Source organism: Streptomyces sp. NBC_01381 (assembly GCF_026340305.1).
Lineage (GTDB): Bacteria > Actinomycetota > Actinomycetes > Streptomycetales > Streptomycetaceae > Streptomyces.
In genome coordinates this window covers 2,419,614-2,439,399 of the sequence record NZ_JAPEPI010000001.1, presented here as the reverse complement: position 1 = coordinate 2,439,399, position 19,786 = coordinate 2,419,614, and the positions used below count along the sequence as shown (strand labels likewise).

The 19,786-nt window shown below is 70.4% G+C and carries 13 protein-coding genes; 4 read left to right on the top strand and 9 right to left on the bottom strand.

Annotated elements, in window-relative coordinates; translation table 11 throughout:
* Positions 1–2: 2 nt before the first annotated feature.
* On the bottom strand, positions 3–1,922 hold the full coding sequence (locus OG453_RS11510) for a SpoIIE family protein phosphatase (RefSeq protein ID WP_266867071.1): 1,920 nt from the start codon (positions 1,920–1,922) through the stop codon (positions 3–5).
* 303 nt (positions 1,923–2,225) lie between these two features.
* Between OG453_RS11510 and OG453_RS11505 the strand changes: the two genes are divergently transcribed.
* Both OG453_RS11505 and OG453_RS11500 read left to right on the top strand, forming a co-directional pair.
* The gene (locus tag OG453_RS11505) at positions 2,226–6,332 is read left to right on the top strand and encodes a HAMP domain-containing protein (protein ID WP_266869809.1); all 4,107 of its coding nucleotides are present in this window, start codon (positions 2,226–2,228) and stop codon (positions 6,330–6,332) included.
* A gap of 12 nt (positions 6,333–6,344) precedes the next feature.
* Positions 6,345–6,932: a two-component system response regulator gene (locus OG453_RS11500; protein ID WP_266867069.1), complete on the top strand. Its 588-nt coding sequence runs from the start codon at positions 6,345–6,347 to the stop codon at positions 6,930–6,932.
* A gap of 48 nt (positions 6,933–6,980) precedes the next feature.
* Here the strand turns inward: OG453_RS11500 and OG453_RS11495 are convergent, their stop codons facing one another.
* A complete protein-coding gene (locus tag OG453_RS11495) occupies positions 6,981–8,870 on the bottom strand; it encodes a long-chain fatty acid--CoA ligase (protein WP_266867067.1) in 1,890 nt (629 codons plus the stop codon).
* 268 nt (positions 8,871–9,138) lie between these two features.
* A complete protein-coding gene (gene lepA, locus OG453_RS11490; protein WP_266867065.1) occupies positions 9,139–11,010 on the bottom strand; it encodes a translation elongation factor 4 in 1,872 nt (623 codons plus the stop codon).
* Between the two features lie 258 nt (positions 11,011–11,268).
* Here lepA and rpsT point away from each other — a divergent pair, with 258 nt between their 5' ends.
* Positions 11,269–11,535 carry a 30S ribosomal protein S20 gene (rpsT, locus tag OG453_RS11485; RefSeq protein ID WP_266867063.1) on the top strand — a complete coding sequence of 89 codons (267 nt, stop codon included), beginning with the start codon at positions 11,269–11,271 and terminating at the stop codon, positions 11,533–11,535.
* 292 nt (positions 11,536–11,827) lie between these two features.
* Here rpsT and holA read toward each other — a convergent pair whose 3' ends face one another.
* Positions 11,828–12,811, bottom strand: a complete 984-nt coding sequence (gene holA, locus OG453_RS11480) for a DNA polymerase III subunit delta (protein ID WP_266867062.1) — start codon at positions 12,809–12,811, stop codon at positions 11,828–11,830.
* Between the two features lie 136 nt (positions 12,812–12,947).
* On the opposite strand from holA, the gene OG453_RS11475 reads away from it, so the two are divergent.
* Positions 12,948–13,193 (top strand): hypothetical protein, encoded by a 246-nt coding sequence (locus OG453_RS11475; RefSeq protein WP_135334173.1) that lies wholly within the window; start codon positions 12,948–12,950, stop codon positions 13,191–13,193.
* Positions 13,194–13,207: 14 nt separating this feature from the next.
* On the opposite strand, the gene OG453_RS11470 is transcribed toward OG453_RS11475, so the two are convergent.
* The 5 genes from OG453_RS11470 to OG453_RS11450 all read right to left on the bottom strand — a co-directional run bounded on the left by OG453_RS11470 (position 13,208) and on the right by OG453_RS11450 (position 19,709).
* A complete protein-coding gene (locus OG453_RS11470; protein ID WP_266869808.1) occupies positions 13,208–14,092 on the bottom strand; it encodes a YceI family protein in 885 nt (294 codons plus the stop codon).
* Between the two features lie 172 nt (positions 14,093–14,264).
* Complete coding sequence (locus tag OG453_RS11465) at positions 14,265–16,904, bottom strand: ComEC/Rec2 family competence protein (protein WP_266867058.1); 2,640 nt, start codon at positions 16,902–16,904, stop codon at positions 14,265–14,267.
* Positions 16,901–17,701 carry a ComEA family DNA-binding protein gene (locus OG453_RS11460; protein ID WP_323178627.1) on the bottom strand — a complete coding sequence of 267 codons (801 nt, stop codon included), beginning with the start codon at positions 17,699–17,701 and terminating at the stop codon, positions 16,901–16,903. The genes OG453_RS11465 and OG453_RS11460 overlap by 4 nt, the downstream gene beginning before the upstream one ends.
* Positions 17,702–18,057: 356 nt before the next feature.
* Positions 18,058–18,903, bottom strand: coding sequence for a DegV family protein (locus OG453_RS11455; protein ID WP_266867054.1), 846 nt, complete (start codon positions 18,901–18,903; stop codon positions 18,058–18,060).
* 62 nt (positions 18,904–18,965) lie between these two features.
* Positions 18,966–19,709, bottom strand: a complete 744-nt coding sequence (locus OG453_RS11450; protein WP_266867052.1) for a hypothetical protein — start codon at positions 19,707–19,709, stop codon at positions 18,966–18,968.
* Positions 19,710–19,786: the final 77 nt, after the last annotated feature.

Below are 19,786 nucleotides of genomic sequence, written 5' to 3'. Positions count from 1 at the left end.
GACTACTGCGCCTGCAGCACAAGCACCGCCATGTCGTCGTCCGGCGGCCGCTCGGAGAACTCGTGCACCAGTCGTTTGATCCGCTCCGCGACCAGACCGGCGTCGAGCCCCGCGCAGCCGGCCAGCGCCGCCGCGAGGCCGTCCTCGTCGTCGAACATGTGGCGGCCCGAGCGGCGCTCCGTGACGCCGTCCGTGACGCAGAGGAGCGTGTCGCCGGTCCGTAATTCGAAGGTCTCACTCGTGTACGTCACGTCGTCGACGACCCCGAGGAGGAGCTGGGGCGTGGCCGCTCCCCGGACGTCCCCGTCGGGGGAGAGCAGGAGGGGCAGCGGGTGTCCCGCGCTCGCGATGGTGCAGCGGACGCCTCCCTCGACGGGCACCAGCTCGCCGTAGAGGAGGGAAAGGAAGCGGGACGTGGCGCCGTCCGGCGGCACGCCCTGGCCGCCCGCCACCGCGACCACCGCGGCGGCCGCGTCCGCCGCCTCCGTCGCGTCGTCGAGGAGGAGCTGGTTGAGGCGGTCGAGGACCTCCGCGACCTGGTAGCCCTCGCGGGCGAGCAGCCGCAGCCAGGGCCGGGCGAGGCCGATGACGACGGCCGCCTCGACGCCCTTGCCCTGGACGTCGCCGAGCGCGAAGCACCAGCGTCCCTTGCCGGCCTGGAACACGTCGTAGAAGTCGCCGCCGGGGCCGCCCTTGTCCCGCGGTTCGTAGACGATGCCGCTCTGTACGCCGGGAATTTCGGCCACGGAACCTGGCAGCAGGCCGCGCTGCAGGACTTGGCTGATATTGGCCTGTCGCTGGTAGCGGCGGGCCGCGCTGACGGCGAGGGCGACGCGGCGGCTGAAGTCCTCGATGAGTCCGGTGACCTCGTCGGCGAAGCGCACCATTCCGGACCGCCCGATGACGAGCGTGCCGAGCGCGCGTCCGCCCGCGGTCAGGCGGTAGGCGAGCGCCGTGCCGGCCTCCTCGCCGGGCAGCGCCTCGGCGGGCCAGGGCACGGGGATCGCGCCGGAGCCGACCGCGTCGGACAGCCGGGGCGGGTCCTTCTCCAAGGTGCGGCGCAGTTCCTCTATGCGCTGCTCACTGGTGTGCCAGACGCGGGCGAGGCGGGTGCCGGGCTCCCCGGCGCCGACGCCGCGCCCGGCGGCCTCCGTCTCGTCGTCGAGCCAGACGGCGCACCAGTCGGCGAGCCGGGGCACCAGGAGCTGCCCGGCGAGCGCCGCCACCAGATCCTCGTCGAACTGTCCGGCGAGCAGGTCGGAGGCCTCGGCGAGGAAGGTGAGCGCGCCGCGGTTGACCCACTCCGTGTCGTGCGTGATCCGCTTCGGCAGCGGCGCGAGGATCTCGGCGGCGCGCAGCCCGCGCTGCAGGGCCTGTTCACTGGCGTACGACTCGATCTCCTGGACGGCCTGTACGCCCTCGACGGGGAGGCGGGCCCAGACGGTCTTGGTGCCGGTGCGGTAGGTGATGCCCCAGGACTCGGAGAGGGTCGCGACGAGTTGCAGGCCCCTGCCGTACTCGGGGGTGCCGGGCGGCTGGGGCACGGGCTCGCTGCGGACGGCGCGGGCGGGGTGGTGGTCGGAGACCTCGATGACCAGGGCGTCGGCGCTCTCGCCCAGGCCTGCCTCGTCGAGCCGGCACAGGAGCTCGACGGTGGTGCCCGCGTGCACCACGGCGTTCGTGACGAGTTCGCTCGCCAGGAGCACCGAGTCGTCCGCGAGGCGGTCGGTGATGCCCGCGGCCGCGGGCACGGCGAGTTCGGTCCAGTCGGCGAGCGCCGCGCGCACGAACCTGCGCGCGGCGGCGGGCGCCATCGGGTTGCCGGGCAGCGATGTGCGCACCACCGCCGGCGGGCCGGGGCGGTGCTCCGGCTGGAGGGACGCACGGAAAGTGGTCTCCCGTTGCATCGGAATGGACCCCACGTTTCGGCTCCTGAGCAGTTCGGTCGAATACGCCTCAGGCGACACGGACAGAGTGACAGACTGGCCACGCCCATAAGCACCGAGTTACTGAAGTGGGCCGTTATGAGTGAGAACAGTGGTATGCCTGCGCTCGGTTTCGGTCAGATTCCGGCTCCGATACCCGTGCCGGATCCGGTCACGGTCACACCCGTCGAGGACACGGTCATGTCTGTCGAAAGCACGGCCGTATCCGTCGAAAACACGGCCGCATCCGTCGAGAGCTCCGCGGAGCTGACCTCCGATCTGCGTTCCCTCCTGGCGGCGATGCGGGCCGCGCGGGACGGGGACTTCACCAAGACCGCGGTGACCGGTGGCGGCCTGGCCGCCGAGCTGCACACGGTGTTCAACGAGATGCTGGACCGCTCGCTCCACTTCGACAGCGAACTCACCCGCGTACGCCGGGAGATCATCCGCCACGGCCACCTCGACGAACGGTTCTCGGCGAGCCCCGGACAGGGCAGCTGGACCACCCGCGTCATGAACGTGAACTCGCTGCTCAACTCGCTGGTCGCGCCGGCGGCCAACGCCACGCGCGTCCTGAACGCGGTCGCGGGCGGCGACCTCACCCAGCGTGTGGACCTGCACGACGGCTCGCGTGAACTGCGGGGCGATCTGCGGCGCCTGGGCCGCGCGGTGAACACGATGGTCGACCAGCTGTCGCTCTTCACGGGCGAGGTCACCCGGGTCGCGCGCGAGGTCGGCACGGAAGGGCGGCTCGGCGGGCGTGCCAAAGTCCGTGGCTTGTCCGGGAGTTGGCGGGACGTGACGGAGGCCGTCAACACGATGGCGTCCCGGCTCACCGCCCAGGTCCGGGACATCGCCCTGGTGACGACGGCGGTGGCGCAGGGCGACCTGACGCGTACGGTGACGGTCGAGGCGACGGGCGAGCTGCTTGAGCTGAAGCTCACCGTGAACACGATGGTCGACCAGCTCTCCGCGTTCGCGGCCGAGGTGACGCGGGTGGCGCGCGAGGTCGGCACGGAGGGTCAGCTCGGCGGCCGGGCGCAGGCGCGGGGTGTGTCGGGGGTCTGGAAGGATCTCACCGACAACGTCAACTTCATGGCCTCCAACCTCACTTCGCAGGTACGGAACATCGCACAGGTGACGACCGCCGTCGCGAACGGCGATCTGAGCCAGAAGATCACCGTCGACGCGCGGGGCGAGATCCTGGAGCTGAAGTCGACGGTCAACACGATGGTCGACCAGCTCTCCGCGTTCGCCGACGAGGTGACACGGGTGGCGCGCGAGGTCGGCACGGAAGGCAATCTGGGCGGGCGTGCTCAGGTGCGCGGGGTGTCAGGGGTCTGGAAGGACCTCACCGACAACGTCAACTTCATGGCGGACAACCTCACTTCGCAGGTCCGCAACATCGCGCTGGTGTCGACGGCCGTCGCCCAGGGCGACCTCGGCAAGAAGATCACGGTCGAGGCGAAGGGCGAGATCCTCGAACTGAAGTCGACGATCAACACGATGGTCGACCAGCTCTCCGCGTTCGCCGACGAGGTGACACGGGTGGCGCGCGAGGTCGGCACAGAAGGCAACCTCGGCGGTCAGGCGCAGGTGCGCGGGGTCTCCGGCGTATGGAAAGACCTCACCGACAACGTCAACTTCATGGCGCTGAACCTGACGTCGCAGGTGCGGAACATCGCACAGGTGACGACGGCCGTCGCCAACGGCGATCTGTCCAAGATGATCACGGTGACGGCGCGCGGCGAGATCCTGGAGCTGAAGGACACCGTCAACACGATGGTGGAACAGCTGCGGGCCTTCGCCGACGAGGTGACGCGGGTGGCCCGCGAGGTCGGCACGGACGGGCGGCTCGGCGGCCGGGCCCAGGTCCTCGGCGTATCGGGCGTGTGGAAGGACCTCACGGACAACGTCAACTACATGGCGGACAACCTCACCGGCCAGGTCCGCAACATCGCGCAGGTCGCGACGGCGGTCGCCGAGGGCGACCTGTCCAAGAAGATCGACGTCGACGCGCGCGGCGAGATCCTGGAGCTGAAGACCACCATCAACACCATGGTGGACACGCTGTCCTCGTTCTCCTCCGAGGTCACCCGGGTCGCCCGCGAGGTCGGCTCCGAGGGTCAACTGGGCGGCCAGGCAAGGGTCGAGGGCGTCTACGGCACGTGGAAGCGCCTGACGACGAACGTGAACGAGCTGGCCCTCAACCTCACCACCCAGGTCCGCGCGATCGCCGAGGTCGCGTCCGCCGTCGCCCAGGGCGACATGACCCGCTCCATCACGGTCGAGACCCGCGGCGAGGTCTCCGAACTCAAGGACAACATCAACCTGATGGTGTCCAACCTCCGCGAGACCACCCGCGCCAAGGACTGGCTGGAGTCCAACCTGGCCCGTCTGGCGGGCCTGATGCAGGGCCACCGCGACCTGATGGAGGTCGCCGATCTGATCCTGCGGGAGCTGACCCCGCTGGTGAACGCCCAGTACGGCGCGTTCTTCCTGGCCGACCCGGACGCCGAGGACAGCGCGACGCCGCAGACTCCGCCGGTCAAGGGGCTCGCCTTCATCGCCGGATACGGCTCGGCGCAGGGCTCGGTCGTCGACACCGGCGCGATGCCCGCGCACGGTCTGGTGCGGCAGGCGGCGCTCGAGAAGAAGCGGATCCTCGTCGACGAGGTGCCGCCCGACTACATCAAGATCACCTCGGGGCTCGGGGACGCAACACCGGCCAGCCTCGTGATCATCCCGATCCTCTTCGAGGACAAGCTGCTCGGCGTGATCGAGCTGGCCACGTTCTCCCGCTTCTCCGACGTCCACCTGGCGTTCTTCGACCAGTTCGTGAGCACCATCGGCGTCGCGATCAACACCATCATCGCCAACTCCCGTACGGAATCACTGCTCAGCGAGTCCCAGCGGCTCGCCACCCAGCTGCAGGACCGCTCGGACGAACTCCAGCTCCAGCAGGCCGAGTTGCAGCGCTCCAATGCCGAACTGGAGGAGAAGGCGGCGCTGCTCGCCACGTCGTCGCAGTACAAGTCGGAGTTCCTCGCGAACATGTCGCACGAGCTGCGCACCCCGCTGAACTCGCTGCTCATCCTGGCCCGGCTGCTCTCCGACAACCCCGACGACCATCTCTCGGACCAGGAGGTCCAGTTCGCGACGACCATCCACCGCTCGGGCTCGGACCTTCTCCAGCTCATCAACGACATCCTGGACCTGTCGAAGATCGAGGCGGGCCGGATGGACGTGCGCCCCAAGAGCCTCCCCCTCATCAAGGTCCTCGACTACGTCCACGCGACGTTCCGCCCGCTCACCCTCGACCGCGGTCTCGCCTTCGACGTGTCGGTCGGCGAGGACGTGCCGCGCGAGATGTTCTCCGACGAGCAGCGCCTCCAGCAGATCCTGCGCAACCTCCTGTCGAACGCGGTCAAGTTCACCGCGAGCGGCCGCGTCGAGCTGCGCGTGACCCGCGTCAAGCACCCCGCCGACCGGCCGCGCCAGGACAGCGACGACCTGATCGGCTTCGCCGTCAAGGACACCGGCATCGGCATCCCTCCCGAGCAACTCCCCGTCATCTTCGAGGCGTTCCAGCAGGCCGACGGCACCACCAACCGCAAGTACGGCGGCACCGGCCTCGGCCTCTCCATCAGCCGCGAGATCGCCGGACTCCTCGGCGGCCGCATCACCGCGGAGAGCAGCCCCGGCCAGGGTTCCACCTTCACGCTGTACATCCCCGTGGTGCACCCCGGACACGGCGCCGCCGCGGTGGCGTACGCGGCGGCCCGGACCAACGCCCCGCCGCCCCCGGAGGACCAGGCGGCCGCCATGTCCCCGCACACCTTCCGCGACCAGGGCGACAACTGGCCCACGCCCACCAAGCTGGAGGAGTACCGCGACGGCCGGGCGGGCCGGGTGCTTCGCGGCCGCCGGGTGCTCATCGTGGACGACGACATCCGCAATGTGTTCGCGCTGACACACGTACTGAGCCGGGTGGGCATGCCGGTCCTGTACGCGGAGAACGGCCGCGAGGGCATCGAGACCCTGGAGCGCAACCCGGACGTCGACATCGTCCTGATGGACATCATGATGCCGGAGATGGACGGCTACGAAACGATCGCCGCGATCCGCCGCACCCCGCGCTGGTCCGGCCTCCCCATCATCGCGCTGACCGCCAAGGCGATGCCCGGCGACCGCGAGAAGGCGATCGCGCAGGGCGCCACCGACTACGTACCCAAGCCCGTGGATGTGGACCAACTGCTCAGCGTGGCCTGCGCCCTGCTGGCCCCCGAGGGCGGTGCGGCCGCGGTGGAGCTGTCCGCGCCGGCCACCACACCACCCGAGAAACCCGTTGTCCCGGAGCAGCCGCGCGCACCAGGGGAGAGCGCTGTTCCGCCGAGGTCCGAGTGAGGCACCGTCACCATGAGCACTGAGGTCATGAACGACAACCGCGCGAGCATCCTCCTTGTCGATGACATGGAGGACAATCTGATGGCGCTCGAAGCCGTTCTGGGGTCGCTCAACGAACCACTGGTACGCGCCCGTTCGGGCGAGGAGGCAATGAAGGCGATCCTGCGGCAACGATTCGCCGTGATCCTCCTGGACGTACGGATGCCGGGGATGGACGGCTTCGAGACCGCGTCGAACATCAAACGGCTCGACCAGACCAAGGACGTACCCATCATCTTTCTGACGGGCACGGACAACGACGCGGGGTACGCCTTCCGCGGCTACGCGACGGGCGCCGCCGACTACCTCACCAAGCCGTTCGACCCCTGGGTGCTGCGCGCCAAGGTCACCGTCTTCCTCGAACTGCACCGCAAGAACCAGCAGTTGGAGCGCATCCTGGCGCGCGAGCAGCAGCAGTTCGACGAGCTGGCGGCGCGCCTCGCGGCGATCGAGACGCACATGGCCGCCAGCAGCCTCAAGGACGTCCTTGAACTGCGCCACCATGTGACGCACATGGAGGAGATGGTGAAGGAGATGCGGCGCGGACGGGGTGGCAGGTGAGGGCCACGAAGCCCCGTGAACACCCCGTCCGCGTGCGGGAGTTGAGGCTCAGGCCTCGCGCGAGCCCGCGTACATCTCGTCGATCAGGTGCTGGTACTCGCGCTCGACGACCGGGCGCTTCAGCTTGAGGCTGGGCGTCAGTTCGCCGTGCTCGATGTCCAGGTCGCGCGGGAGCAGCTTGAACTTCTTGACGGTCTGCCAGCGCTGCAGGCCTTCGTTGAGCTGCTTCACATAGCCCTCGATGAGCGCGACCGTCGCCGGGGCGGCGACCACGTCGGCGTAGCTCTTGCCCTCCAGACCGTTCTCCTTGGCCCAGTCCAGGATGGCGGGCTCGTCGAGGGCGATCAGGGCGGTGCAGAAGTTCCGGTCGGCGCCGTGCACCAGGATGTTGGAGACGTACGGGCACACGGCCTTGAACTGGCCCTCGACCTCGGCGGGCGCGATGTACTTGCCGCCGGACGTCTTGATGAGGTCCTTCTTGCGGTCGGTGATCTTCAGGTACCCGTCGGGGGACAGCTCGCCGATGTCCCCGGTGTGGAACCAGCCGTCGGATTCGAGCACCTCGGCCGTCTTGTCCGGCAGGCCGTGGTAGCCCTCCATGATGCCGGGGCCGCGCAGCAGGATCTCGCCGTCGTCGGCGATCCGGACCTCGGTGCCGGGCAGCGGCTTGCCGACGGTGCCGGTGCGGTAGGCCTCGCCGGGGTTCACGAAGGAGGCCGCGGAGGACTCGGTCAGGCCGTAGCCCTCCAGGATGTGGATGCCCGCGCCGGCGAAGAAGTAGCCGATCTCCGGCGCGAGCGCGGCCGAGCCGGAGACGGCGGCGCGCAGCCGTCCGCCGAAGGCCTCCCGCAGCTTGGAGTAGACGAGCGCGTCGGCGACCTTGTGCTTGGCGCCGAGCCCGAAGGGCACCGAGGCGTTGCCGGTCCTGCGGAAGTTGTCCTGGCTGACCTTCGCGTACTCGCGGGAGACATCGGCCGCCCACAGGAAGATCTTGTATTTGGCGCCGCCGCCGGCCCGCGCCTTGGCCGCGACGCCGTTGTAGACCTTCTCGAAGATGCGGGGCACGGCCGCCATGTACGTCGGCTGCACCACCGGAAGGTTCTCGATGATCTTGTCCACGCGGCCGTCGACGGCGGTGACGTGTCCGAGCTCGATCTGCCCGGAGGTCAGCACCTTGCCGAAGACATGCGCGAGCGGCAGCCACAGGTACTGCACGTCGTCGGGGCCGAGCAGGCCGGTCGAGGCAATGGCCTTCGCCATGTACGACCAGTTGTCCTGCGGCAGCCGCACGCCCTTGGGCTTACCCGTGGTGCCGGAGGTGTAGATGATCGTGGCGAGCTGGTCCTTGGTGATGGCGGCGATCCGCTCCTTGACCGCCTCCGGGTTCTTCTCCAGGTGGGCGGCGCCGCGCGCCTCCAGGTCGGCGAGCGTGAGCAGCCAGCCTTCGGGGTCGCCGTCGACGGGCTCGGCGCCCTCGGTGTCGATCACCACGACGTGCTTGAGCTCGGGCAGCTCGGCCCGCTTCTCGCGCGCCTTGGCGAGCTGCTCGGCGTTCTCGGCGATCAGCACCCGGCTGCCGGAGTCGGCCAGGATGTAGGTGGACTCCTCGGCGTTGGTCTGCGGATACACCGTGGTGGTGGCCGCGCCGGCGCAGAGGATGCCGAGGTCGGAGAGGATCCACTCGACCCGGGTCGACGAGGCGAGGGCCACCCGGTCCTCGGGCGCGAGGCCGAGGTCGATCAGGCCAGCGGCGATGGCGTAGACGCGCTCGGCGGCCTGCGCCCAGCTCAGCGACTTCCAGTCGTCGGGGCCCTCGCCGGCGGCCGCCGGCACGGGATAGCGGTAGGCCTCGGCGTCCGGCGTGGCAGCCACGCGCTCCAGGAAGAGATGCGCCACGGACGGCGGACGGTTCTCGATCAAGGTCTGTGTGTCGCTCACGACATCCTCCGGGCCCGCGACAGTGCGGCGACTGGCTGGCGGCCTGCTTGATTTGCTCTGGCGGCTGCTTGTTTAACTTGCGAGTAACCTGCGAGTGGTGATCAGAGTAGAGCGCCGAAGCCCGCTGCGTAAGGGCCTTCTGCCTGTCACTTCCTACAGCTTCTGCCTGCCACCTCATACAGAACGGGTCCGCCGCGCAAAAGCGCGACGGACCCGTCGTGATGCCCGCGTCGGGCGGGGCGTCTGATACTTCCCGGGGTTGCCGGGACTACTTCTTGGGCTTGCCCGGGCCGCTGTCGTCGCTGGAGAGCACCGCGATGAAGGCTTCCTGCGGCACCTCGACGGAGCCGACCATCTTCATGCGCTTCTTGCCCTCCTTCTGCTTCTCGAGCAGCTTGCGCTTACGCGAGATGTCACCGCCGTAGCACTTGGCGAGGACGTCCTTACGGATGGCGCGGATGGTCTCGCGGGCGATGACCCGGGAACCGATCGCGGCCTGGACGGGCACCTCGAAGGCCTGCCGCGGGATGAGCTCGCGCAGCTTGGCGACGAGCCGCACGCCGTACGCGTACGCCGCGTCCTTGTGCGTGACGGCGGAGAAGGCGTCGACCTTGTCGCCGTGCAGCAGGATGTCGACCTTGACCAGGCTGCTGGCCTGCTCGCCCGTGGGCTCGTAGTCGAGGGAGGCGTAACCGCGCGTCTTGGACTTCAGCTGGTCGAAGAAGTCGAAGACGATCTCCGCGAGCGGCAGCGTGTAGCGGATCTCGACGCGGTCCTCGGAGAGGTAGTCCATGCCGAGCAGGGTGCCGCGCCGGTTCTGGCACAGCTCCATGATCGAGCCGATGAACTCGCTCGGGGCGAGGATCGTGGCGCGTACGACGGGTTCGTAGACCTCGTCGATCTTGCCCTCGGGGAACTCGCTCGGGTTGGTGACGGTGTGCTCGGCGCCGTCCTCCATGATCACGCGGTAGACCACGTTGGGCGCGGTGGCGATGAGGTCGAGCCCGAACTCGCGCTCGAGCCGCTCACGGATCACGTCGAGGTGAAGGAGGCCCAGAAAGCCGACACGGAAGCCGAAGCCGAGCGCCGCCGACGTCTCCGGCTCGTAGACGAGCGCGGCGTCGTTGAGCTGCAGCTTGTCCAGGGCCTCGCGCAGGTCGGGGTACTCCGAGCCGTCCAGCGGATAGAGACCCGAGAAGACCATCGGCTTCGGGTCCTTGTAACCGCCCAGGGCCTCGGTCGCACCCTTGTGCAGGGAGGTGATCGTGTCACCGACCTTGGACTGACGGACGTCCTTCACGCCGGTGATGATGTAGCCCACCTCGCCGACGCCGATGCCGTCGGCCGAGGTCATCTCCGGGGACGAGACACCGATCTCGAGCAGCTCGTGCGTGGCGCCGGTGGACATCATCCGGATCCGCTCACGCTTGTTGAGCTGGCCGTCGACGACACGTACGTACGTCACGACGCCCCGGTAGGAGTCATAGACCGAGTCGAAGATCATCGCGCGGGCGGGCGCGTCCGCGACACCGACCGGCGGCGGGACCTCGGCGACGACCTTGTCGAGCAGCGCCTCGACGCCCATGCCGGTCTTCGCGGAGACCTTCAGCACGTCCTCCGGCTGGCAGCCGATGAGATTGGCCAGCTCCTCGGAGAACTTCTCCGGCTGGGCGGCCGGCAGGTCGATCTTGTTGAGCACCGGGACGATCTTGAGGTCGTTCTCCATCGCCAGGTAGAGGTTGGCGAGAGTCTGAGCCTCGATGCCCTGCGCGGCGTCGACGAGGAGGACCGTGCCCTCACAGGCCGCAAGCGAACGCGACACCTCGTACGTGAAGTCCACGTGCCCCGGGGTGTCGATCATGTTGAGGATGTGGGTCTTGCTCTGCTCGGGGCCCTCGGTGGGGGCCCAGGGCAGACGCACCGCCTGGGACTTGATCGTGATGCCGCGCTCGCGCTCGATGTCCATCCGGTCGAGGTACTGAGCACGCATCTGGCGCTGGTCGACCACACCGGTCAGCTGGAGCATGCGGTCGGCGAGCGTGGACTTGCCGTGGTCGATGTGCGCGATGATGCAGAAATTACGGATCAGAGCCGGGTCGGTACGGCTCGGCTCGGGCACATTCTTAGGGGTCGCGGGCACGCAGGGTCCTGTCTCTTGAGGCGCCTGTCGCCTCGGGGTCGGATCTCCGGATCGATACGTAGGTTCCATGGTCCCATGGGTGGGGCACTGGGCCAGGTGTGGGCCGCTCGCGGCGGGGGCCACGCCCGGATTGGGCCGGTCGCGGGGCGGCTGGTAATCTGGGCAGCTGTGTCTCCTGGCCCTCTCGGTTCTGAGGCACGTGTCAAAAAAACTCATCTGCAGTACCTCTGCAGTACCTGAACCTGAAAAGGCTCTTTCGTGGCGAACATCAAGTCCCAGATCAAGCGGATCAAGACCAACGAGAAGGCGCGTCAGCGCAACAAGGCGGTCAAGTCTTCCCTGAAGACCGCGATCCGCAAGGCCCGCGAGGCCGTTGCCGCGGGTGACACCCAGAAGGCCGTCGAGGCGACGCGCGAGGCTTCGCGCCAGCTCGACAAGGCCGTCTCCAAGGGCGTCATCCACAAGAACCAGGCCGCCAACAAGAAGTCGGCGCTTGCTTCGAAGGTCTCGACCCTCCAGGGCTGAAGCCCTTGCCCCGGCTCGCCGGGGCGCTGATCAATCCTCCCGCGAGGGTAATTCGAGCCCTCTACCTCGAATCGCGGACAGACTCCGCAGTACGCCACGCTGCGCCAATGCCCCCGGACCCACTCTGGGGGCATTGCTGTGTTTGGGTGCTGACCTGCCGGGGGCGGCCCCTTCAGCTGCGGGGGCCCCTTTAGGGGCGCGGGTTTGGCTGCCGTGGGGTATGCCCCTTTAGGGGCGCGGGGAACTGCGCGACCAGCCACAGCCGACCCGCAGTCAGCGAACCGGCGGATGCCTAACGGCGAGACCGCGCGGCGCGAGCGATGGCGACGACAGCCTTCTCCAGGGCGTACTCAGGATCATCCCCGCCCCCCTTGACCCCCGCATCGGCCGCCGCGACAGCGGTAAGCGCGGCGGCGACCCCATCCGGCGTCCACCCCCGCATCTGCTGCCGAACCCGATCGATCTTCCAGGGCGGCATCCCCAGCTCACGAGCGAGGTCAGCCGGCCGCCCGCCCCTCGCAGAGGACAGCTTCCCGATCGCCCGCACGGCCTGCGCCAACGCACTGGTGATCAGAACAGGCGCGACGCCGGTCGACAAAGACCACCGCAACGCTTCCAGCGCCTCCGCGGCCCGCCCCTCCACGGCCCGGTCGGCCACCGTGAAGCTGGAGGCCTCCGCACGACCCGTGTAGTACCGCCCGACGACCGCCTCGTCGATCGTGCCCTCGACATCCGCCACCAGCTGGGACACCGCGGAGGCCAGCTCCCGCAGATCGCTGCCGATCGAGTCGACCAGGGCCTGGCAGGCCTCAGGCGTGGCCGAACGGCCGAGCGTGCGGAACTCGCTCCGTACGAACGAGAGCCGGTCCGCGGCCTTGGTCATCTTGGGGCAGGCGACCTCACGGGCCCCCGCCTTGCGGGCCGCGTCGAGCAGGCCCTTGCCCTTGGCGCCGCCCGCGTGCAGCAGGACGAGGGTGATCTCCTCGGCCGGCGAACCGAGATACGCCTTCACGTCCTTGACCGTGTCGGCCGACAGATCCTGCGCGTTCCGTACGATCACGACCTTGCGCTCGGAGAAGAGCGAGGGGCTGGTCAGCTCGGCGAGCGTGCCGGGCTGCAGCTGATCGGGGGTGAGGTCGCGTACGTCCGTGTCCGCGTCGGATGCGCGGGCGGCGGCGACCACCTGCTGCACGGCACGGTCGAGGAGAAGGTCCTCCTGCCCCACGGCGAGCGTGAGGGGAGCGAGCGGGTCGGCGGTATCTGTCTTCCTGGCCATCGCGGTCAAGCATCCCACGCGGCACTGACAGTCCATCCGTACGGCAGCCCATCCCGTACGGCAGCCCAGCCCGTACCGCAGTCCATCCCGTACGGCCGGTTCCCGAGCCGCTCACCCGATACCGGAGAATGGGCAGGTGACCGACGTACGACATGTCCTGGTGCTGCCCGACCGCGATGCCGCGGAGGAAGTGGCCGAAGAGCTCCCCGACCGTTTCCGTGTCGCCGAGGAGCCTCAGCTCGTCCGTGACGCCCTGGCCGGCGAGGACGACGCCGAGGACGCCCAGTGGCTGGTCGTGGTCGAGGACCCGGAGCGGCGCCTGGACCGCGCGGCCCTCGACGCGCTCGCGGCGGAGTACGAGGGCTGGCTGGAGGCCCCGTAGGGATCCTCCGGCGGTCAGCCCTTGGGCAGGACCTGGATGTCGAGGTCGATCGTGATGCTGGGGCCGACCGCGGCGATACCGCGCGCCAGCATCGTCTGCCAGGTGATCGTGAAGTCGTCGCGGTGCAGCTCGGTGGTGGCACGGCAGGCGACCCGGGTCTCGCCCTCGAGCCCCCGCCCGACCCCGAGATACTCGGTGTCCAACGTGACCGTGCGCGTCACGCCGTGCAGCGTGAGGCCGCCCGTGACCGCCCAGCGGCTGCCGCCCTTGTGCACAAAGCGGTCGCTGTAGAACTCCATCGTCGGGAACCGCTCCACGTCGAGGAAGTCGCGGGACCGCAGATGGTCGTCGCGCATCTTGACCGCGGTGTCGATGGAGGCCGCGTCGATGACGACATGCATCGCGGAGTTCTCCATCCGGTCGGCCATCCGGATCGCGCCCGCGAAGCTGTTGAAGCGTCCGTGGATACGGGCAAGACCGATGTGCCGCGCGGTGAAGCCGACCGACGAGTGCAGGGGGTCGATCTCCCAGTCCCCGGAGTCGGGCAGCGCCGGAGGGTGCGCGACCTGGAGCATCACATCGCCGAGGGACGCGTGCGTGCTCTCCCCGACCGTGACGTTCGCCCGGTACGGCGTGAACCCCTCCGCGGAGACCGCCAGGCGGTAGTCACCGGCCGGAACCGTCGTCACGAACGAGCCGAACGGATCCATCCCCCCGGTGACGACCTTGCGCCCCGTGGCGTCGCTGACCGCGAACTCCGCGTGCCGCACCGGTTCGTTGACGGGGTCGAGCACCCGGCAGCTGAGCACCCCCGCACTGGACGGAACCGGCACGGCGGACAGCAGTCCCCCTGCTCCGCCGCCTCGGTTCGTACGGTTCCCCAGCCAACGGCCGAACATGTGCGACATACCCCCGCGCTACTTGACAACTCCTGTCCCGAAGGGGCATTCGATCACCGTTGCGGCATTCGATGCAACACGGCCCTACATCGCAGGAATCACGCACTGGCGCTTGAACTGTCGCGACTGGCCCGTACTGGCCCGAATTGATCAGCTCGGGCGGATTGATCAGCTAGGGCGGATGGGTGACCACCTCCATCTCCGGAGCCGCGCCTTCCGCCGCTCCTGCCCTCGGTCCGATGACAGCGATCGAGCCATTCCTGTCCGTCCGCAGCACCTCCGCTCCCCCGGCCCGCAGCGCCTCGACCGTGCGCGGTGAAGGGTGGCCGTAAGAGTTGTCGCGGCCGCAGGAGATGAGCGCGAGGCGGGGCGCGGACCGTCTCAGAAGTCCGGGGTCCTGATACGCCGAGCCGTGATGGGCGACCTTGAGCACATCCACCTCCGGCAGCGATGCCACGGCAGACGTCCGCAACAGGGCGCGCTGGGCGGGCGGTTCGAGATCTCCGAGCAGCAACAGCGTGAGCCCTTCGGCGCGGACGAGCAGCGTGACGCTGGAATCGTTGGGCCCCTCGGGAGTCAGCCCCCGGCCCGCCCCCTGGGCCATGGGCCACAGCACCTGCCAGTCAAGGCCCTCGGTGCGCCGCCGCTCCCCCGCCACGGCCCGGGTCACCGGAATGCGATGGGCGGCCGCCTGCGTGTGCACGAACTCCGCCTGGTCCGGCGGCTCCTGAAACCCCGTCGTCTGGATCGCACCGACCCGGCGCCCGCGCAGCACGCCCGGCAGGCCCGCGACATGGTCGGCGTGAAAGTGCGTCAGGAGCACGAGCGGAACGCGCGTCACGCCGAGCGAACGCAGACAGCGGTCCACGAGCACCGGGTCGGGCCCCGCGTCGACGACCACCCCCGCACCGTCCCCCGCCGCGAGCACGGTGGCATCCCCTTGACCCACGTCGCACATGGCGAACCGCCACCCCGCCGGGGGCCACCCCGCGATCACCCGGGTCAGCGGCGGCGGCTGCACGACCGCGAGGAGGATCAGCAGGACGCAGGCCGCGGCGAGCCAGGGGCGCCGCAGCAGCCCACGCGCCACCAGGGCGACGACGACCGTGCCGGCGGCGAGCAGCAGCCCGCCGCGCCAGCCACCGGGCCAGTCGACACCGCTGCCGGGCAGCGCCGCACCCGTACGGGCGATGTCCGCGATCCATCCGGTGGGCCAACTGGCGCACCACGCCAGGAACTTGGCGACCGGCATCATCACAGGCGCCGCCGCCAGGGTGGCGAAGCCAAGGACCGTGGCGGGCGCGACGGCGGCCTCCGCAAGGAGATTGCAGGGCACCGCCACCAGGCTCACCCGGGCCGCCAGGACGGCGACGACCGGTGCGCACACCGCCTGCGCGGCGGCCGCCGCGGCGAGCGCCTCGGCCGGGCGCGGGGGAACCCGGCGCCTCTGGAGTGACGCGCTCCACCGCGGGGCGAGGGTGAGCAGGGCGCCGGTGGCCAGGACGGACAGCAGGAATCCGGGGCTGCGGGCCAGCCATGGGTCGTAGAGGACGAGCAGCAGCACGGCGGCGGCCAGGGCGGGGATCAACGACCGGCGGCGCCCGGTGCCGATGGCGAGCAGGGCGATGAGACCGCAGGCCGCCGCCCGCAGCACGCTCGGATCCGGTCGGCAGACGATCACGAAGCCCAGAGTGAGAGCACCCCCGACGAGCGCGGTCGTCCGCAACGACATCCCAAGCCGTGGGGCGATGCCCCGCCGCTCGGCGCGCTGCGCTATGCCGGGCGGGCCGATGAGCAGCGCGAGCACGATCGTGAGGTTGGCCCCGCTGACGGCGAGCAGATGGGTGAGATCGGTCGCCCGGAAGGCCTCGTCGAGATCGGGTGGCACGCGCGAGGTGTCCCCGACCACGAGCCCGGGCAGCAGCGCCCGCGCGTCGGCCGGCAACCCGTCCGTGGCCTCCCGCAACCCGCCCCGCAGCCGTCCGGCGACCCGCTGCGCCCCGGACGGCCCCTCCACCACACGCGGCTCCCGCTCCCCGGAGACCCGCAGCACCGCCGCGACCCGATCCCCCCGAGGCAACGGAGGCGCGAGACTCCCCTGAACCCGCACCCGGGTCGAGGGCAACAACGCGAACCAGCCCGCCGGACGAGCACGCGGATCGGGACGCCCGCCCCTGCCGGGATCCCCGGCACGGCCGCGCTCAGCGGTCGCGTCCCTGGCGATGACCAGGACCGGGGCGCGCGTCACGGATGTCGCGCCGTTCGCCGAACCGACCCGCACGATCTCCGCGTTCAGCATGACGGAGGGCGGGACGGACCGGTCCCCCGTGACGTGAGGGCGGGTGTGGCGGGGGTCGGACGTGACCTCCAACTCGGCGTCCACCTCCGCGTACTGACGGGCCAGTGCGGGGACGGGCCCCCGGTGCAGGTCGGCACCGTGCAGGCCCGCCGACGTCGCGGCCGCCGCGCTGCAGAGCAGTGCCGTCGCCACCGAGACCCGCCCCCACGACTGCCGACGCCCCGCAGCCCGCGGTCGACCCGCGCCCGTCGGCCACCCCCGCACCGTCAGCGTCACCAGCAGGGCGCCCGCCACCACCACACAGACGACCACGGCCGCGATCACCCATCGGGGCGGGGCGTCGAGCGCCAGAGCCGCCGTCCCCCAGGCCGCCAGCGCGGGCGGCACGAGGCGGAGGTCCACCGGGCCCTCCTGCCGGGGGTGCGAGTCCCCGAGCCGGCGCCCGGACGACGCGTGCACCGCGGGGCGGACCGGGGGCGTGGCGGCCCCCGCGGCCGAGGGCGCCGGCCTCATGGCCGCACCAGATTCCGTAGGTCGGCGAAGCGGCGGTCGCCGATGCCGTTGACCTCGCGCAGTTCGTCGACCGAGCGGAAGCCGCCGTGCTCCGTGCGGTAGTCGATGATGTGCTGGGCCAGTACCGGACCGACACCGGGCAGCCCGTCGAGCTGCTCGGCGGTGGCCGTGTTGAGCCCGACCGGCGCGGCGGGACTCGCTCCCGTCGGCCCCGCCGCAGCCCCGGCGCCGGGCACGGCGGGTGGTGCCGTCGCCGGTGCGCCCACCACCACCTGTTCGCCGTCGATGAGCAGCCGGGCGCGATTGAGGCCGTCCAGGTCCGCGCCGGGGCGGACCCCGCCCGCCGCCTTCAGCGCGTCGGCGACCCTGGATCCCGCGGGCAGCCGCAGAATGCCGGGACTGCGGACCTTCCCGCTGACGTCCACGACGACGCCGCCACCCGCGCCCTCTGAACCAGCCGCCGCCGGACCGCCGCCCTCCGAAGGCGGAATCCCAGGCGACGGAGACGGCTCCGCCTCGCCGTCCGACGCCGCCCGCACCACCTCCGGCGCCCGCACCGGCAGCGTGCGCCCCACCCAGAAGTGCTGGGCGGCGAGCACCGCGGCGAGGACGAGCACGGCCACCAGCGCGATCAGGCTCCGCCGCTCCAGCCCACACCTGAGTTGCAGCCACAGCGGAAGCCGCTCCCGCACGGCAAGACCCACCCGCCCCCGCACCGGCGGCTCCGCAACAGGCCCCACCGCTTCGGCGACGGGCCGCCCCGCCGGCCGCGCATCCGGAGGCGCTCCCGACCTCAACCCGACGCCGCCGTCCGCCCGTTCAGGCTCGGCGAACAGCGTCTCCGCGCGCAGCCGCAGCGCCTCCGCCGAAGCATGCCGCCGAACGGATCGTCTGCGGGCGTGCCACTGACCCCCGCGACCGTCCGATGCGCGACCGTCGGAACCGCGGCCCCGCCCCGGCCCACTCGTAGCGCCAGAAGTCCGTGCAGGACGCGCAGGAGATGTAGGGGATGCAGAAGATGCCTGTGAAGGTGATCGAAGTGCCATGCCAACGACGCTAGGCACTGCACCAAAATCATGTTGATCTTGGTCAATTCCCGTGGATTACCCGCGAGTTGTGGATAACTCCGTCACCCACAGGCGCACCGACCGCCTCAGCGAGGCGAGACCACGGCCCCCAACAGCCCCGGCCCCGTGTGCGCCCCGATCACCGCGCCCACCTCGCTGACATGCAGTTCGGCCAGGCCCGGCACCCGTTCCCTCAGCCGCTCGGCGAGCGCCGCGGCCCGCTCCGGCGCAGCCAGGTGATGCACCGCGATGTCGACGCGGTTCGCCCCGGCCCGCTCGACCACGATCTCCTCAAGACGGGCGATCGCCTTCGAGGCCGTCCGTACCTTCTCCAGCATCTCGATGCGTCCGCCGTCCAGCTGAAGCAGCGGCTTCACGGCGAGCGCGGAGCCGAGCAGCGCCTGCGCCGCACCGATCCGCCCGCCCCGGCGCAGATAGTCCAGCGTGTCGACGTAGAAGTAGGCGGACGTGCCCGCGGCCCGCTTCTCCGCGGCCGCCACCGCATCGTCCACCGAGCCGCCGGACTCGGCCGCCTCCGCCGCCGAGAGCGCGCAGAACCCCAGGGCCATCGCGACCATCCCGGTGTCCACCACCCGCACCGGCACCGGCGCGTCCTTCGCCGCGAGGACCGCCGCGTCGTACGTGCCGGAGAACTCGGCGGACAGATGCAGCGAGACGATCGCCGTCGCGCCCGCCTCCGCGACCTTGCGATAGGTCTGGGCGAAGAGTTCGGGGCTCGGCCGGGAGGTGGTCACCGGCCGCCGTTTCTGCAGCGCCAGGGCGAGCGAGCGGGCGGAGATCTCCGTGCCCTCTTCAAGTGCCTGATCGCCGAGGACCACGGTCAGTGGCACCGCTGTGATGCCGTGCCGCTCCATCGTCCGCTGCGGCAGGTAGGCCGTTGAATCCGTGACGATCGCGACATGACGGGACATGCGCTGGAGATTACCTGCCTGGAGCCGGGGGCGGCAGCCCGACCCCTTTGCGGACGGGCCCGTCAGGTCGTGCTCTCGGGCCTGGCCTTCTTCTGCCAGGGGTAGACCGGCTGCGGCGCCGGCGGGTTGATCGCGGGCTGCTCCGGCTCCTGTTCGGACGTCTTGGACGGCTCCGCCCAGGTCTGCTCGGCGTCCTGGTCCGCGCCGGCCTGCGGCTCGGGCCAGGAGGTCGCAGAGGCGGGGGTCTGCGTCGACGACGGCTCCGTCGTCCAGTGCCGCAGCGCGCCCGCCTCCATGTCGATCTGCGTACTCAGCGAGTCCAGGTCGTCGTCGGCGAACCTGCGGGCCCGGTCTCGCGCCGACCACCGCAAGGAGTCCGCCGCCTTCGTGATCTGTTCCGTGCGCTCCCGCAGCCCGGGGAGCCGCTCGGCCAGGCTGCCCTTGTCCGGGTCCCGCTCGAGCCGCCTGAGTTCGTCGTCCAGCTCATGGCCATGGGCGCTCAGCCGCTCGAAGAGCCCCAGGGACTCCTTCAGCGAGGCGTCCTCGGCCACGCCCGCCTGCAGCGTCTCCTGCGTGGCGCGCATCGAGGTGCGCAACGAGAGCCGCAGCTGGGCCAGTTCGCCCGCGGGGCCGATCTGTCCGAAGCTCTTCGCCCGGAGCGTCGTGTCCTCCACCGTCCGGCGTGCCTGGGAGATCGTGCGGTCCACGCCGCGCTTGGCCGCGCCGACCACCTTCACCGTCGCGTACGCACCCAGGGCCAGGAACAGGACGACGAGCAGCGCCACGACTGCGATCACGGCTTCCATGACGCTCCTCTCAGGTCCTGCGGCGGGTTCCGCACCGACCCTTCAACGGTAAACGCAAAGGGCAGGCCGAGGGTTCC

Excerpts from the sequence above, each read along its gene's own strand:
- OG453_RS11470 (WP_266869808.1), bottom strand. The coding sequence starts at position 14,092 with ATGTTCGGCCGTTGGCTGGGGAACCGTACGAACCGAGGCGGCGGAGCA.
- OG453_RS11465 (WP_266867058.1), bottom strand. The coding sequence starts at position 16,904 with ATGAGGCCGGCGCCCTCGGCCGCGGGGGCCGCCACGCCCCCGGTCCGC.
- OG453_RS11455 (WP_266867054.1), bottom strand. The coding sequence starts at position 18,903 with ATGTCCCGTCATGTCGCGATCGTCACGGATTCAACGGCCTACCTGCCG.
- OG453_RS11500 (WP_266867069.1), top strand. The coding sequence starts at position 6,345 with ATGAGCACTGAGGTCATGAACGACAACCGCGCGAGCATCCTCCTTGTC.
- holA (WP_266867062.1), bottom strand. The coding sequence starts at position 12,811 with ATGGCCAGGAAGACAGATACCGCCGACCCGCTCGCTCCCCTCACGCTC.
- OG453_RS11505 (WP_266869809.1), top strand. The coding sequence starts at position 2,226 with ATGCGGGCCGCGCGGGACGGGGACTTCACCAAGACCGCGGTGACCGGT.
- OG453_RS11450 (WP_266867052.1), bottom strand. The coding sequence starts at position 19,709 with ATGGAAGCCGTGATCGCAGTCGTGGCGCTGCTCGTCGTCCTGTTCCTG.